Annotated in this window: 9 protein-coding genes; 2 read left to right on the top strand and 7 right to left on the bottom strand. The window is 37.7% G+C overall.

Features of this window, described 5'->3' with window-relative positions:
- Window positions 1-164 precede the first annotated feature (164 nt).
- Window positions 165-2,822 (bottom strand): DUF4114 domain-containing protein, encoded by a 2,658-nt coding sequence (locus ACM03V_RS15370; protein WP_414621662.1) that lies wholly within the window; start codon window positions 2,820-2,822, stop codon window positions 165-167.
- Window positions 2,823-3,606: 784 nt separating this feature from the next.
- On the opposite strand from ACM03V_RS15370, the gene ACM03V_RS15375 reads away from it, so the two are divergent.
- Entirely contained in the window at window positions 3,607-9,912 is a 6,306-nt protein-coding gene (locus ACM03V_RS15375) for a translocation/assembly module TamB domain-containing protein (RefSeq protein WP_414621663.1), read from the top strand.
- A 531-nt stretch (window positions 9,913-10,443) separates the two neighbouring features.
- On the opposite strand, the gene ACM03V_RS15380 is transcribed toward ACM03V_RS15375, so the two are convergent.
- The 6 genes from ACM03V_RS15380 to ACM03V_RS15405 all read right to left on the bottom strand — a co-directional run bounded on the left by ACM03V_RS15380 (window position 10,444) and on the right by ACM03V_RS15405 (window position 16,030).
- Complete coding sequence (locus ACM03V_RS15380; protein WP_414621664.1) at window positions 10,444-11,022, bottom strand: PEP-CTERM sorting domain-containing protein; 579 nt, start codon at window positions 11,020-11,022, stop codon at window positions 10,444-10,446.
- Window positions 11,023-11,441: 419 nt separating this feature from the next.
- Window positions 11,442-12,341, bottom strand: coding sequence for a metallophosphoesterase (locus ACM03V_RS15385; protein WP_414621665.1), 900 nt, complete (start codon window positions 12,339-12,341; stop codon window positions 11,442-11,444).
- Between the two features lie 145 nt (window positions 12,342-12,486).
- Window positions 12,487-13,041, bottom strand: coding sequence for a DUF4291 domain-containing protein (locus ACM03V_RS15390; RefSeq protein ID WP_414621666.1), 555 nt, complete (start codon window positions 13,039-13,041; stop codon window positions 12,487-12,489).
- Between the two features lie 201 nt (window positions 13,042-13,242).
- On the bottom strand, window positions 13,243-13,425 hold the full coding sequence (locus ACM03V_RS15395; RefSeq protein WP_414621667.1) for a hypothetical protein: 183 nt from the start codon (window positions 13,423-13,425) through the stop codon (window positions 13,243-13,245).
- A gap of 358 nt (window positions 13,426-13,783) precedes the next feature.
- Window positions 13,784-14,968 carry an NAD(P)H-quinone oxidoreductase subunit H gene (locus tag ACM03V_RS15400; protein WP_414621668.1) on the bottom strand — a complete coding sequence of 395 codons (1,185 nt, stop codon included), beginning with the start codon at window positions 14,966-14,968 and terminating at the stop codon, window positions 13,784-13,786.
- Between the two features lie 171 nt (window positions 14,969-15,139).
- Window positions 15,140-16,030 (bottom strand): helix-turn-helix domain-containing protein, encoded by an 891-nt coding sequence (locus ACM03V_RS15405; protein ID WP_414621669.1) that lies wholly within the window; start codon window positions 16,028-16,030, stop codon window positions 15,140-15,142.
- A gap of 153 nt (window positions 16,031-16,183) precedes the next feature.
- Here ACM03V_RS15405 and ACM03V_RS15410 point away from each other — a divergent pair, with 153 nt between their 5' ends.
- A complete protein-coding gene (locus ACM03V_RS15410; protein ID WP_414621670.1) occupies window positions 16,184-17,215 on the top strand; it encodes a 1-acyl-sn-glycerol-3-phosphate acyltransferase in 1,032 nt (343 codons plus the stop codon).
- Window positions 17,216-17,261 lie beyond the last annotated feature (46 nt).

Genomic DNA, 17,261 nt, shown 5'->3' on the forward strand with positions numbered 1-17,261 from the left:
TACTCGAAAATAGTGCGGGCGATTTTGTTAAGAAGTTAGGATTATCTTTATAATACCGAAAAATTTAATTTTAGCTGCATATTAGTGAAGATTTAGGAATGCGGGAGTTAGTGCAATCCGTAGGAAATTCTAAGGTTTGGAGAACTGATACAAGAGGTCTTTTTTTAAACGGTAAAGTCCATTTTGATAATTAAATCGTTATAGTCTTTATCGCCACCTTCGGGTAAGTCTTCAAAACCAAAGCTGTTGTCATCGAGTAAGCGGATGTGGTCAAAGTTATCAGTGTTTGCCCCTTGATATGCGAAATATACTTCTGCGCTGTTGTTGAGCGCATCAGCGAAGGTTCCGTCGATTATTATGAAGGGAGCAAATATGCTACCACTTTCAAATGTTCCATTGAATTGTGCTTGGTTATCGGTTTGCAGTAAGTCGAGGCTGGTTATCCGATTTTCTAGAGCTGCTTGTTTGTATCTTGAATCACCAGGATTGATTATTTGATCGTTGACTTTAATGCCGCCGTTTGCATCGTTAATTATGTAAAAACCGATAAGGTTATCGTAGTCTGCATCACGGGTAACTTCGACAGAAGCTTTAACTGTACCTATTTGGTTTCTTAAGTCTATTACTTCGATATTGTTGCTTTTTTGTAAGTTTGTACCGATAATTTCTAATTTATTAACGTCTGTTGATGGTTCAACGGGGGTGGTTTCGGGCAAAGTATCGCTACCACCAGTTACAGTATCGTTTCCACCAGTTAAAGTATCGCTACCACCAGTTACAGTATCGTTTCCACCAGTTAAAGTATCGCTACCACCAGTTACAGTGTCGTTTCCACCAGTTAAAGTATCACTACCACCAGTTAAAGTATCGTTTCCACCGGGTAAAGTATCGCTATTGCCGGTAAAGGTCTGATTTGTGTTAATACTACTCTTAGTGTTGCTACCATCAACGGCAACCCAGGTAAAGTCTGAGTATTGGCTGCCAGTGCCTTGTAATTGCAAGGAACTGTTTGCAGCCGAGTTTAATTGAGAAACGCCAATATCAGTACTAGTTAATCCAGAAGCAGCCCCATCAGTTGCAGTAAAACTTCCTTTGTAACTAAGGAATTGCACCGCGTTACCGTTATTATCTACTAAAGCTATACCATCTGGGCTTCCATTCTGCATTCCGCTGCTATCTACAGCAACTGTACCAAAACCACTACTTTGGTCGGAAATTGTACCACTTAAATCTATAGTGCTATAACTTGTTCCATTAGTTCCGTTGTAAAGAACAATTGACCATCCTGTAACATCGGTTCCAGCAGTACCGGCAATTTCAATAAATTCATTGATATCGCTACCAGCATTATCGTAGTGAAATTCGTTAATAAAAACAGTACTTTGCTTGCTATCAGTAGAAACTGCTTTATACTCAACCGCACCAATATCAACATTACCATCAACGATGCGCTCGAATTTTTCACCCCGTTGTTCAAAAGGAATATTTTCGGTTATATTACCGTCCCCATCTAAATCCGATTTATCGTCAGCAATATTGCTATTATTACCTGCATTAATTGCCGGACTTCCTTGTAAAAGTGCGTGAGTTTGTGTTGATCCGCCGTTATCTTTTAAAGTGTCTAATAATGGATCGATAGGTGCAGCTTGTGTACCTACTTTATCGCCGTTAGGATCATTAATAAATCCGCTTACACCTTCACCGTTGCCGATAAGGTTGCTGCCACCGCTTGTATTTATGCCAGTTACAGGTACCTTAATAGGCAAACCTTGAAAGGTTCCCTCAAGTTCAAAATCATTTGCTAAGTCATCATTGTTCGTATTACCTGCAATAATACTGTTTGAAATAGTCGCATTACCAAAGTTCGCAATACCACCTCCAGCTAAATCAATATTTTGTTGGCTTTGATTCTGGGCTGTATTATCTGTAATAGTACTATTAGTAATTGTTGCTGTTGCCTTTGAAAAAGTGTCAGGATTAATCGTATTAACTAACCCACCACCACTTTCCGAAGCAGTATTACCACTAAGAGTACTGTTAATTAACTCAAGATTTGCATCATTACGAATTGCACCACCATTTCTAGCAGTGTTACCGCTAAAGGTACTATTAATAATAGTTGCAGACGCGCCAGTATTAATTAATCCGCCACCACCACTTGTATCGCTGGTTCCAACAGACTCGTTATTAGCTATCGTACTGTCAATAATAATTATTGTTCCGTTGTTGCGAATACCTCCACCATCATCTTCAGTTTTGTTATCAATAACTTCGGAATTTTCTATAGTTAAATTACCGTCATTGAGAATCCCGCCACCGTCAGCATTAGCTTGGTTGTCTTTAACTACAACGTTTCTAACAGTTAAATTACCTTTGTTGTGGATACCACCACCGTTGTTATTGATGTCATTCTTATTATTATCGTTAATGTCAGTTACAGCATCTTGATTAGAAAAACCATTTTGAATGGTGAAACCGTCAAGAGTTGCGGTACCACTGCTTAATGTAACTACAGTGTAGCTGTTATCGGTTTTTTCTTGGGTACCAATATCACCGCTGAGAATGGTTTCGTTCCCTTTAATATTTGTTCTTTTTGCTAAAGTATCTTCCGTTCCCGCAAAACCACCGTAGATAGTAACTCCATCTGGAAGTTGAAAGCTATCTGTACGATTGTCTCCCGGTGTGTAAGTACCTTTAGCTACCCAAATTTGATCGTTTACTTTAGCAACACTTAATGCCGATTGTAAGTCTTTAAATGCATTATCCCAGGAATCACCGTTACCGTTTTCTGGGGCATCGAATTTAACTCTATAAATAGTCATTTTTTGAAGTTATTTTTGATAATGTTTTGCTATCTCTATTTTCTTCCCCTTTTTTGCGATTTATCTTCTGTACGAATACGGGAATATATATGAATCTTTGGTTTTGTGGCAATCAAAAACAAAGCCCCCTTTTTTGCAAGGAGAGTTGCGGGAGTAATACGTCGATCGCATCAGCTAGTAAATTGGGTTAGACACGAGAGCCAATTTTAAATTTTAAACAGAATTTAGATTGATAAGTAGAGTAACCCAACATCCTCTAAGATCAAAATCTCGGATAATGTTGGGTTACGATGCAAGTTTAAATTATTTGTTGCTCCCCATATATATTGATGCGCCGTGAAGCCAACCTATGTTGTTAATATTTGGTAGCACCGCAATTTTCACGCAATACTTTATATATACATGGTGCGTTAGACGCGAATACATATTTCGTTACAATCAAAATTGATCGTCGCGTCATAACGCACCCTAAAATTAAACAAAAATATCTCTCTCGATAAGATAACTTCAATCTCACGGTGGAATCAACACAATAACCCTACTGCTATGATTTATTTTCTACTTTTTATGTAAATATTCCAGATGACAAACTGTCATAAAATACCAAGATTTTTGTTCCCGGAAAGTATTAACTTCTTATTCCTATAGGAAAAAAATAGAAAGGTAAACAATTGACCTTGTATAAACTGTTTAAAGGCGTATCATAATACCCAAAATATCTTTATTCATACAAAATAAAGATACTGGTTGAACGATATCGCGCTCTACCTAAATTAAATCATTTATGACACCGCCAAATAACCCTCAAGATTCAACTTCAACTCCGCAAAGTCAACGGCGACGACGTGTTTGGCTGCGTAATGCTGTTAAAATATTTGGTGCTTCTCTTGTGGGGTTGGGTGTTGCTGGCTATTTTGGCTTGGATTATTGGATTCGTCGCAAGTTACCACCTTTATTAGATCAGCAGCTAACTGAATTTGTCAATCGTCCGGTAAAGGTTGGTGATGTAAAATTTTGGAGTTTGAGCGGTATTCGGTTGGAAAACTCTTCAATTCCAGCGACTGCAAATGACCCAAATTATGTTAAAGCTAAAGCTGTAGATATCGGGATTAATCCAATTCCGCTGTTGTTTACTCAAACTCTCCCTTTGAGAATAACTTTAATTGAGCCGGATGTTTATGTCGAGCAAGATAAACAGGGGGAATGGGTAAGGCTTAATTTAGATACGGGTGAGGGGGAGCTTCCCTTTGATATTGATGCGAAAATCAATTTACGTAGAGCCAAAGTTGCTGTACTTCCTCAAGCTTTAAAAGATCCTTTTGCTGTCGAGGATATTAACGGCTATCTCAATTACAGTCAAAATAAAGCTTGGCAATTACAGTATGGTATTAATGCTCCAGTTGTGAAGGGGAAGGTAGATATTGATGGTGTTACTCAGCTAACTGATTATAAAAGTCGGATTAATGCCAGAATTGATAATCTTTCCTTACCAGATTTAAGTAATTATGTCAAAGATAATCTTCCGGTAACGATTCCTAGCGGTTTGTTAAATGCCGATTTGGAAATTGATTTACCGGGTTTATCGAAATTCGCTGAAACTCAAGTTGTCGGTAGCGCTAATTTACAGAAATTACAGGTAAAATCTCCACAGTTGAAAGTTCCCCTTAACGCTACTGCTAATTTACAATTCGACGGGCAAAGCGTGAGTTTTAAGGATACTAGAGCTAATTACGGTAATTTAATTGCTGCGGTTTCTGGGGTTGCGGATTTAGATAAAGGTTTTGATTTAAAGGTTAATACGAATTCTTTCGGTATTGGAAATCTGCTGCAAACAACTGCTTTAAAATCTCCTGTAAATATAAATGGCAATTTACAAGCTGAGTTATTACTTAAGGGAGATGTGGAAAATCCGATTTTACTAGGTAATGTTGTCAGTCAAAAAGGGATAGTTGTTGATAAGACAGCATTTAGTAAAGTAAATACTGTTTTCGGGGGAAATTTTAAACAGTTTGTTTTACAAGAATTTCGCGCTACTCCCGCAACTGGTGGTAATATTATCGCGAAGGGTGAGGTTTCATTCCCGAAGTCGCTACCAGAAGTTAAGGATTTTAGTAAATCGAAAATAGCTTTAGATTTTGACGCTCGAATTGCTAATCCGGGGGCAATTGTTGCGAATTATGGCGTTACCGATGATATGCTAAAGTTGGGAAGATTATTGGCAGAAGGTGAAGTTAATGGTACGGTAGCAAATCCGCGAGGTGTTTTATCGTGGAAGTTACCGCAAGCTGAAGCCGATATTGTTGGAAGAGTTTCTGGTAGTGGTAATATTAGGTTAGCCCAAAATCTAATTACTTTAAATAATACGACTTTACGAACTGCCGAAGGTAAGGTAAATGTTGATGGTAGAGCCAATTTAGCTACGAATAATTGGAATGCTTCTGTTAATGCAAATACTTTGGCTTTAAATCCGTTTTTGGCGAAAGTTGAAAATGTTGGCGAAAGGATTCAAGATACTCGTTTATTTTTACAGCGTGGCAACGTACAATTAGCGGGAAGTTTAAATAATTTCAATCCTGCGAGCATTCGCGGCAATGCCGATTTAAATTTAAATGTTAACCAAGGTAATCTTGCCGTCAACGGTAATGTAAATCAAGGAATTTTGACGGCGAATGCCAATGTTAGGGGAATTGGTTTAAATAAACTTGTGCCGGAGTTGCCTTTAGCTGTGACGGTTGCCAATACTCAAGTTAATGTTTCGGGTAGGTTGAATGAGTTAATTAATTATCAATCGATTGATAGTTTAAATAGTTTTCGAGCTTCCGTTGATGGAAATTTGATTTTACCGGAAGTTAAGGGAAGGGGAAGAGTTGATTTTAACGGTAGTGGGAATTTTGCAACCAAGAATTGGAATTTGGTAGCGAATGCGAATTCTTTACCTATAAGTACTTTATTATCGGCGGAGCAAAGAAAGCAATTTCGCTTAAATCAATTAAATCAACCAGTTACTTTACGAAGAGGTAATGTCAGATTAGCTGGAAATTTAGATATTATCAATGACTTTGACTTCAATAAGGTAAATGGTAATGCCAACTTAAATTTAGCTGTTAATAATGGTAGGCTTTTAGTTGACGGTAATTTGAATCAAGGTATATTGCAAGCGAATGTCAACGCGAATAGTATTCGAGCAAATGCGTTTTTACCAGAATTACCAATACCCGTTACGGTTGCGAATACCAGAGTTAATCTTTCTGGTAGGTTGCAGGATTTACTTGAATTGGAATCTTTTGATTCAAATAACCTAGATAAATTAAATAGTTTCCGAGCTACCGCCAATGGAAGATTAATTGTACCTGGCAGTAGAGGTGATATTAATTTTAATGCGAATGGTAATTTAGCAACTAATAATTTACAAGCTGTTGTAAATGCAAATCGAATTTCGTTAAATCAACTTCTACCAGATACACCTTTACCTGTGACGGTGAATAATAGTAGAGTAAACGTCACTGGTAAGATAAATCAGCTTTTAGCAAATAACTTTGATAATCTTAACGCCGACGTTAATGCAAATCTGGGAGTTGCTCAAGGAAGTGTGAGAGCGATCGCCAACTTTAATAATGGTAGAATTGCCAGCAATATCAACGCCAATAACGTCAACACTCCTTTATTGTGTCGCAGTTTTGATATACAATGTCCCGAACTTTCCCAATTATCGGCTAAATTAAACTTAACCGGAGAAGTCAAACCTTTATTAGAAGGGAATCCGATTTTAATTCAAGCTAACCAAGCTGATGTTACCACCCAAGGACAACAATTAAACGCAAACGGACAAATAGTTATTGTACCTAGTGATGATGGCATATCTTCTTGGAATGTCGCCACCGATTTAAACGTTGATGTAAATTCCAACTTAGCAAAACTTCCTTTACAATCAATTGCACGAGAATTAGATGAGGAAGCAATCCCAAAAATTCAAGGTAGAGCCGATTTTTCCGGTAGACTTATCGGTAGAAACTTAATTTCAGCACCTTTTGCTCCCGGTAATCTGAGATTAGCAGGAAATTTAAACTTAAGAAATCTTGCTTTAGATCAAATCGCTTTTCAACCTTTATTACAAGGCCCCGTTGACGTAAACTTAGGAAATAGCATCGAATTTGATTTACAGGGTAAAACGGATCGAATCGCCGCAAACTTACAACCCTGTACCAGACAAGATTGCTTATCCCCTTATCTTCCCACCTTCTTCGACTTAAAACAAGGTGTAAATACTCAAAATCCGATTCTTCTTAGCGGTGTACGAAAAGGTGATGTTTTAGATATCAACTTGAAAAATGCTTCTTTATCCTTATTAAATCTTGTTCCCGTCGTTGAAGAAACTATTGGTGCCCCTGTAGATGGTAAAGTAACCGGAAATCTCGATGTAAATCTCTTTAACTTAGCAACTGCGGGAAATATTCAGGTAGAAAATCCTGCCATCGGTGCTGTCAAAGCCAAAGAATTTGTCGCTGATTTCTCTTATGATGGAGAAATTGCTCGTGTTGATGCGGCAACTTTGCAAATTGGTGAAACTGAATATGCTTTACAAGGTGCTTTGAATTTAGAATCCCAAGATATCAACGGCAGATTGGTAGCTAATGGTGGAAGAGTACAAGATATTTTCGCTGCTATAAATGTATTTAATTTAGAAGATTTTCAGGGTGGAGTTAACAGTATATTAAATCCAGAATACGGTGATGCTGCTAACTTACCAACTCAAGCAGTTGGAAAACCAGAAGCTCCTATACTTGAACAATTACGCTTACTTGCAGAAATTACCCGTTTAATTCAACAACAAGCAGCTTTACAACAAGATGAAAATACGATTCAATTTGATATTACTGGGGAATATGATGCCGAAGTTGCTGTTGCTGGAAAACTGACAAATCCCCAAGTTAATTTTCAGCTATTAGGTGACAATTGGCAATGGCGACCTCAAGAAGAATATGTCACAGTGATTCCCAAGAAAGGTGTTGTTGTTAAACAAAATCAAGCTATAGATATTAGTCAAGTAGTTGCTAGTGGAAGTTATAATAACGGCATAATTAAATTAGATCCAGCAAGAGTTAATGTGAATGGTGGTTTAATTGCTGTTGATGGAACTTTAGAATTAGATGGATTCAAATCATTAGGAACGGTAAAAGTTGCAAATCTTCCCGTAGAATTAGCTGAAAGGTTTGTCGATTTACCCGTTGATGTCGGTGGTAAATTTAATTTACAAGCAAACCTGGGTGGAAATGCATTCAAACCAGATATTCCCCAAGGTGCATTTTCCTTAGTTAACGGTACCATCAACGAAAAACCTTTGGGAGAATTAGCCGGGAATTTCAACTATATTGATTCTATCGGTAGACTTGTCACCACTCCTAATTCCGTTGTCAAAGTTGATGCTACGGTTGCTTATCCCCTGCAACCAAATCGTCAAAATACCGTAGCCGTACAAGCTAAAATTGATAACCAAGCTTTTCAACTTATAGATGCTTTCACGCAAGATCAAGTACAATGGGTAGATGGAAATGGAGAAATTGCGATCGCGATTAACGGTGACTTAAATATCGAAGCCGATACAATTCGAGGAATATTAGGTGATTTAGTCGCGACTTCTGCAATTAATATTGAAAATGCCACAATCAAAACCAAGCAGTTAGAAAGCAATATTAAATTAACTGCCGTCGGTAACGCTAATTTGCAACAAGAGATTATTCAAGTAGAAGGAATATCCGGTAGTTTAGCCCAAAGCCCGTTTAGTATCGCTGGCAATTTGCCTATATTTCAACCTCAAAGCAATCAACCTTTAACTGTAATTTTAGGCGCTAGAAATATAGATTCTGAAGATAATATAGTATTTGAAAATATAGAACCTAAAACAATAAAATTAAAAGGTTTATATAATGGAGAAATTGCTTCTTTAATCGAAGTTTCCCGTACAGCATTAAATCCTGTAATTAGTGGAGATATTCTGTTACAACAAGGTAGAGTTGAGATACCGAAACGTGAGCAAGAAGAAAATAACGAAGAATCAACAGCTAAATTAACAAATGCTGCCAACAAAATTGCAACTCAATCTAAACAATTAAACCAACCCCAACAGGTAAATAATTTACCCATCAACCCCACATTTGATAATTTCAAAGTAACTTTAGGTAGAGGATTTAGATTTAGTCGAAGTCTACCGCGAGTTAACTTCCGCATGGCAGGAGATATTACAGTTAATGGTGGTTTGGATAACCTACGCGGAGATGGACAAATTGAGCTTAAACGAGGAAGCTTATTCCTACTCGACAACTCATTTTTTATTACACGCGATCGCAAACAAGTAGTTACATTTTCACCAAATCGCAGTTTACTAAATCCCCAGCTTGATGTAGAATTACAAACTACGGTTGTTGACGCTCCCAATTTTGACCGATTGCAAGCAAATAATAACGAAATAAGAGATGATATAGTTGCAGCAGCAAACCCAGAACAAATCGATGTCAGAATTTTAGTTGAAGGTGAAGCAAACCAATTACTTGCATCTTTAGGTAACAGTGCATCTAATGGGGATGCTTGCATAACATACCAAAGAAATATTAGATTATCCGAATTAGGAACAAACGTTACCGAATCCGAAAATAAATTAAGAACAGTTGCCAACTGCATCAACGCAAATAGTAAAGTAAGTATACAAACCAAAGATTTACTTGACAACCCCGCAGTAGCATTAACAAGTACCCCAAGTCGTAGCAACAGCGAAATCTTATCGTTATTAGGAAACCGTACTTTCGCTGCATTACAAAAACTCGAACAACAACTTACCAGCGGAAACGAAACGGAATTGCTCGAATCTTTAGTATTAGATTATTTAGTTGCACCTTTAGAAACCGAGATTACCCAAGAATTTTTATATCAAGCTCAAAAACCCATAAACTCTTTGGGTAAATCGATTGGGTTAACAAGATTGCAGGTATTTCCTTCAGTAACGGGTTTGAAAGATATTAACGAAAATTCTTCAGCAAGATTTGTTTACGATTACGAAGCGGGTGAATTTCGGGTATTGTATGAAGCGAGATTTTAAGCAGTGAGCAGTTAGGAATAAGCAGAAGTTAACCATAGTGTTGGATGCTAAAGTGAAAGTGCTATTAACCTCACATCTTGCACCATTCTCGTTAAGCCCGAATTCCGCCTTGAAATAAATTTCCAGGCTAATATACAAAGTACGTTAAAACGCACTAAAAGCCATGCCCAGTCTGATTTATCAGACTTTATTTTTGAGCCTGGGAATTTATTCCAAGGCGGTTGTTGAAAATGGTGCAAGATGTAAGATTAACAGCATTTTGCAATACTTGTAAAGAAGTACTATAACGACTTCCCGATTTAGATTCTTGAGTAAAATCTGCGCTAGATATAACATAGCTATTTAACCAAGCCTTACAACAGCTTTCTCCATTGCTATTGTAACCACTAATACCTGCTCGGCTCCAAGCATTCTAAGCATCATAAGCTCCACCATCATTAATTCCGATGTAATCAACTCAATAGGTAACAGGTAGAATTTGAAAGATACTGAGACAAAGCAAAAAGCAACGTCTCAACATTATTCAGACAATTAGACTGCTTGCTTCTTACGTTTTAGGGTAGATACACCAATAGTACCTACAGCTAATAAACCTAACATAGAAGTGGGTTCGGGAACTGATTGTGAGATGGATTCCGAGGATAGTCTTAAAGATACACCCTCGATATTATCGTCATAAAATTTGTCATTGATAAAAAAGTTAACTGTCGTGTCAGATGCCACAGTGAAAGACGTATTTACAGCATTTTGCATTGCTTGCGAAGCAGTAGCATAATTCTTACCGCTGGTAAATAAATTGCTCATACCGTCGAAAGATATACCATAGCGATTCTTCCACCCTCTGCGACAGTTTTCCCTGTTGCGATCGCAACGTTCAACTTTTCCTTCCCAAGCATTCCAACCATCATAAGCACCACCATCATTCATTCCGATGTAATCAACTGCATAAGTTCCTGCTGATAACATTATGGAGATTGGATTGTCAGTGCTATTCTGTTTTGCATCCAAGTTGATAATTTGGTTAAAACTAGCTGCTTGTGCTTCTGTTTGAATCGCACCAAAACCGATCGCAATACCAACAGCAAATATGGCTAAGTTAAATACTTTCATCAATTTATTTCCTTGTTTCAACGTAATACGTATAAAATATTTCTCAACTACTCAGTGATAATTGATATTTTTTCTGAACGCAAGGAATAATTTGATACTTCGTCAAAGCTTTAATTAGGTGATTTTTCTGTATTCAGAGGAATTAAAACCGTCTAATTAATCAAGATAATACGTTAAAAAAAATTGGTTATGCGACTTAATTGGGTAAATATACGTATAATGTTGAAATTCTTCATTAATTTTTATTAAAGAACAATAGTTACAGTCTAACGCTGAGGGTATTAACCAAATTGAATTTGAGGAATTTACCGTTAGCAGTTCCGATGCAAGAGATACTTTGATTGATATCGAATCTAAAAACTTTGCTGATAGTTTAGTCGCTGTAGAGAATTCTTTCTAAAACAACGTCTAATTTCAAATCACTTTGACTCAAGAGTAAAAAAGGTTACTTCTGGCGGGCAAAACAAGCGTATCGGTGCAATACTCATGCCAATGCCAACATTTACATAAAGGTTATTACCAGGTTTGCCGTAACCTTTTGCCCATCCATCAGCATAAACTTTATCTTGTTGAGTAAATCTTAACCACGACCATTGGGGTGAATTGGGTAGGCGCACCTGTCCCCCATGAGTGTGTCCCGCTACTGCCAATGGTGCCGTATTAGCAGGGAACTTCTCAAATGAGTCTGGATTGTGTATCATAGCAATTCTAGGGCTGCCGCCTGGTACATCACTTAAAGCTTGCTGCACGTTATCTCTATTTGCCCAAAGTGAATCTACACCGACTAAGTATAAAGGCTCGTTACTACCTGGTAGCTGCATTTGAACTGCTTGATTATTTAATACTCTAATCCCTGCTGACTCCAAGGCGGTTTCTAAACGATTGGCTAGTTCTATTTTAGGTTTTGCCTTCTTGTCACTCATACCGTAATCATGATTGCCCAACACTGCATAAGTAGGAATACCGGCTTCGACGAGGGGACGAACTATATTGACGGCTTTTTCAATTGTTGGTTCGGGATTGGGGGTAGCGTGATAGATAAAGTCGCCACTGATTAAGACTGCGGCAGGTTTAACTTCGATTAATTCATCAACGGCGCGACGAGCGGTGTCGGGATTATCACCCCATAGTCCAATCTGAAAATCTGAAAGTTGAGCGATTTGCTTGCCCCGCCAAGATAAAGGAAGATCGGGAATTACGGCCGTTTCGGTTTCTGTATAGTAAATACGTGGTTCGATGAAGCTCCAACCTACTAGTATTGCAACTACTCCTGCTAATCCCATAGCAGTGTATTTTAATGTTTTAGAAATGTTTGCCATATTTTTGATAATTAGATTTTTAATAAAATAGCGGTGTTGAATGTTATATCATTCCTGTAGATTAGGAAACTTAGCATTATACGCATCTCTAAATAATATACATAATATCTGGTTGGATATCGCTTATTCTCAATGTTTATTCAATTTACTGGCTCACGCGATAAACTCTTTCTTCTGGAACTTTCGGTAATTTTATCATTTGATTTTTGACGGCATTCTTAATATCACAAGCTAATTCGGTCACTTCTTCAATATCTAAAATCCAAGTATTTACGTAATTATGCACCACGCTACCGCGAATACCCAATTGCAAAGCGCGATGTTCTAAACGTCTCAAAGATAAATCTCTATCGGGGTCCCATTGATAGCGTACTTCAGAATTATCTAAACTTCTTTTCCATTCTCTTTCTGATTCAAAAATATCTCTATCAAATAAGGTTGGTATGGCTTGCTTAAGAATCTCCTGAAAACCTTCATGGGTAAGCTTGATTTTCAATATAGATTCTTGCCTATGTTTTGTAGCATAACCAGAACGATAAAGCATCCAGCCAAACGAAGGCTTAATCCATGTCATTCTCTCTAAATTGAAACCTTTGCCAAAAGTCCCTTTACGTAAAGCTTCTTCAGCTATGGAAGGTTTAAAACCTTGATATACAAAAATACCTTCACTATCGTAAGCTGCTAATATTTGTCGCTGCATTTATCATAAATCAATACATATTACATATATAATACAATGTTTTAGTTTGTAGTAGCGCCGTCTTCGCATCCAAATTCGGAACCCGGATGCGCTACTACGAACCATGATTACGCTGCAAAAGTCTTCTTCTTTCTGTTTCCCGTTCCCTATTCCCTATTCCCTATTCCCTATTCCCTCTAAAAATAAAATAGCCTTGAATAATTAAATTATCCAAAGCGATTTGATAGCAAAAGTGGTAATTATTTTTGTGAAATTATGAGCAAACCATTTAGGACGTTCGCCATCTAAGACCGCTCTGACGGAGGGTTGCGCCTCCCCTCGATGGCGACGAAACAGAGGAAACGATAAAAACTCCATAACGTCCTTGGTTATTAATTTATTCACACCGTCCGAATACCTGACAAATCGTTCTTCTTCGGTATTCGATAATGGGTCACTGCGGCATAACCCCCATCCGGTGCGTTGCTCTGTTTCTTACATTTATAACAATATCAAAGAAAAACTTCAGATTTATCGCTCTAAAGTGGTGTTTGAAGTGATACTTTGGGTAGAACTGCTCAAGTAGTACAATTATTCCGATGGAGATGTAAGATGATTTGAATAAAAAAGCGTTAAGCGTTAGCGAAGTGTGTCCGGAGGACATAAGAGATAGCTCACCGTTAGCGGAGCGTGTCCGTACCGAAGGTCGAGGAGTTAGGAGTGAGGAGTTATCAAGTAACAACTAACCACTAACAACTAATAACTATCTATCCACAGAACCCATCACCACATCAATACTTCCTAAAATCACAAAAATATCTGCAACTTTAACTCCTTTAATTAATTGCGGTAATGCTTGTAAATTATTGAAATCTGCGGGACGAATTTTCCAGCGCCAAGGGAAAACGTTGTCGTCACCAACTAAATAAATTCCTAATTCTCCTCTACCGGATTCAACTCTCACGTAATGTTCGCCTTTGGGAATTTTAAATGTAGGTGCAACTTTTTTGGCAATATATTGATAATCAAAATTGTTCCATTCTGACTTTTTACCACCTGCGATGCGTTTCGCTTCTAAGTTTTCGTAAGCACCACCGGGTAAACCTTGAATCGCTTGTTTAATAATACTTACAGACTCGCGCATTTCCCCGACTCTCACGACATAACGTGCTAAACAATCACCGCTTTTGTCCCACTTTACCTCCCAATCAAAATCGTCATAACATTCATAACGATCAACTTTGCGTAAATCCCACTTTACCCCAGAAGCCCGCAACATCGGGCCGGAAATACCCCAATTGATAGCTTCTTCGCGACTTAGTTTTCCTATGCCTTCAACTCGACGACGAAATATCGGATTATTAGTAATTAGCTTTTCGTATTCATCTATCTTAGGTAAGAAATAATCGCAAAATTCCTGACATTTACTCACCCAACCATAAGGTAAATCGACAGCAACACCGCCAATGCGAAAATAGTTGTTGTTAACCATGCGGTATCCCGTGGCAGCTTCAAACAAATCGAGAATCATTTCTCTATCTCGAAGCGTGTAGAAAAACGGAGTCTGTGCGCCCATATCCATAATATAAGGCCCCAACCACAGCAAATGATTGACTATTCGTGCTAATTCCAGCATTATGACTCGGATATAGCTGGCGCGTTTGGGAATTGGAATGTCAGCCAATTTCTCGACAGCATTAACTGTAACTGCTTCATTGAACATTCCACCGTAATAATCCCAACGACTAACGTAGGGAACATACATGATATTAGTGCGATTTTCGGCGATTTTTTCCATTCCTCGATGCAGATATCCTAAAACGGGTTCGCAATCGATTACGTCTTCCCCGTCAAGAGTGACAATAATTCGGAAACAGCCATGCATCGAAGGATGTTGGGGACCAAAATTAATCGTCATCGGTTCGGTTTTGGTTTCGATTCTGTTCATTAGGAAGTACCATTAACTGCTTTACTTCCTAATATGGCGATTGCCTTTCTCTTTGTCTTGTAGATTCGTCCGATTTTTTGTAGGTTTTTGTGGAGTTTTTCATAGGTTCGTAGTAAGTGGCTTTAGCCCTTAATTAAAGGACTGAAGTCCTTACTACAAACCTTTTTTTAATTATTGACCAATTTTCCCCGGAGTCACACCAACTAATTTTTTAAAATGTCGATTTAAATGACTTTGATTGGCAAAACCAACCATAAAAGCAACTTGAGCAATACTATATTTACCTGTTATTAATAATTCTTTAGCACGATTAACGCGAGTTTGAATCACATATTGATGGGGTGCTATTCCCATCGACTGTTTAAATAAATTACAGAAATAATGCGGACTCATGTGTAACAAACTTGCTAATTCTTTTAAACCTAAATCTTTATCCAAATTACTTTTTATATATTCAATAACTTCATTTAACTGACGTTTTGATAAACCATTAATATACTTTTTTATATTCAGTTTTCGCGCAGAATAATGTTGTAATAGATGCACTGACAAGGCATTTACCATTGTTTCCGCATACAAACGGCTTCCCGATGGATTATTTTGTAAAGCATTTTTGATTGCAAGTCCAATTTGTAAAAATAACGGATCTGGTGTAGAGAAATGTGGTATTAATTGAACTTGCTCTGGTTGCCCCGATTCGTCAACAGCACGGGCAAAAGTTTTCGTTTCAATACCTAAGATAATAAAATCACCTTCTTTATCCCAAATACACTTTTGACCGATATTAACAGGGGCAATTACTATATCTCCACCGACTACCGAGTCGTGCCCAAAACGTCCATCAAGGGTTCTATCTGCTTGAATAACGTAGTTGCCATGAGTAAAAATAGTAATGCTGTGTCCGAGGGGAGTACAAACTTCCGGGGTTTCGTATGCAGGCTGACACATATATGTGAAGGATACCCCATCCCACCCGCTATTTTGACTCGTGAGAATTGGCAATCGCGGAAAAAGTTGGTTTATTTCATCTTCTGTGGTCAGAACTAAAGGCTTATCTGACATAATCGAAACCAAGTTCTACATCTTTAAATGTATCAAAAATTGGGCGTTGCAGAATTATAGGATGAATTAGCCTATTTTACCTCCGCAGCATGAGGTTAATTACCTCATATTATCGCTAGGATTTGATTAATTCAGTTGTAGTAAAATATTTAAATGCCTGCGATCGATCGAGATTCACAAAACCTTTTAAACTCTAAACTCGAAGAAAAATTAGTTGAGGAATTTAAGTTTGGCTGGTTTGATTGGTTTTGCCTGTGGTATCCTCCGGGTTGGCTAATTTTATTTAACCGTCACTGGCAATATTATCATGACGATCCAGATGGTTGGAAGTGGTTTGAATATATATTATTTTTAATTCCCCTGGGGTTTTACTTGGCATTATTGATTCGTTGGTTGCGTTTGGGCTGTCGTTTTCCCCACGAGAAAGAAACTGAATTCAACCCAAGTTATCAAATAGCTTTTCGAGAAGAAATTTTGCGCCCAATTATTGAATATTACTATCATGCTACCTTGATACAAATCGAAAACTTGCCGCAAAATGGCCCGATGATAGTAGCAATGAATCATGCGGGAATGAGTTTTCCTTGGGACATTTTGACTTTGGGATATTTATTAAGTAAACAGCAAGAATGGGTTGTATATCCTTTAGCTGGAGTTGACTTATTTGAACATCCTTGGATAAATTGGTGGCTACCACCGGGATGGTCGCAAGTTTGTGGTGGTATCAAAGCAAGGTATGATGATTTTGAAGCTGCAATTAAACAGCAAAAAATTTTATTGTATGCGCCAGAAGGTTTAAGGGGGCCTGGAAAAGGTTGGTTTAAACGCTATCAATTACAAAAGTTTGATATTAGCTTTGTGCAGTTAAGTCAAAAATATCAAGTTCCGATTTTACCCGTTATTTGTATTGGTAATGAAAAGCTGCATCCTTACACTTTAAATATTAGCTGGTTGCAAAAATTATTTGGTTTACCTTTCTTACCAGCTTCACCTTTAATTCCTTGGTTTGCTCTTTTTCCTAGCATGGGAGTTTGGGCTGCAAAAAGTAAGTTAAGTTATTTTATTCAACCTTTAGTTGAAGTTGATGATAGTAAGAATCGGGGAGAATTTTATCAGAAAGCTCAACAGTTGAGAGAAGAGATGCAGAGGCAGATTAATCGGATATTAGAACAAATTTCAAAGTAAGCAGTACTTTATCGAAATTTACCAACAGCATCACGAATGCACGCGG

The sequence above is a fragment of the Calothrix sp. CCY 0018 genome, from assembly GCF_963920925.1.
Taxonomy (GTDB): domain Bacteria; phylum Cyanobacteriota; class Cyanobacteriia; order Cyanobacteriales; family Nostocaceae; genus Rivularia.

Coding starts and splice junctions, on each gene's coding strand:
- ACM03V_RS15370 (WP_414621662.1), bottom strand. CDS start 2,822: ATGACTATTTATAGAGTTAAATTCGATGCCCCAGAAAACGGTAACGGT.
- ACM03V_RS15375 (WP_414621663.1), top strand. CDS start 3,607: ATGACACCGCCAAATAACCCTCAAGATTCAACTTCAACTCCGCAAAGT.
- ACM03V_RS15380 (WP_414621664.1), bottom strand. CDS start 11,022: ATGAAAGTATTTAACTTAGCCATATTTGCTGTTGGTATTGCGATCGGT.
- ACM03V_RS15385 (WP_414621665.1), bottom strand. CDS start 12,341: ATGGCAAACATTTCTAAAACATTAAAATACACTGCTATGGGATTAGCA.
- ACM03V_RS15390 (WP_414621666.1), bottom strand. CDS start 13,041: ATGCAGCGACAAATATTAGCAGCTTACGATAGTGAAGGTATTTTTGTA.
- ACM03V_RS15400 (WP_414621668.1), bottom strand. CDS start 14,968: ATGAACAGAATCGAAACCAAAACCGAACCGATGACGATTAATTTTGGT.
- ACM03V_RS15405 (WP_414621669.1), bottom strand. CDS start 16,030: ATGTCAGATAAGCCTTTAGTTCTGACCACAGAAGATGAAATAAACCAA.
- ACM03V_RS15410 (WP_414621670.1), top strand. CDS start 16,184: ATGCCTGCGATCGATCGAGATTCACAAAACCTTTTAAACTCTAAACTC.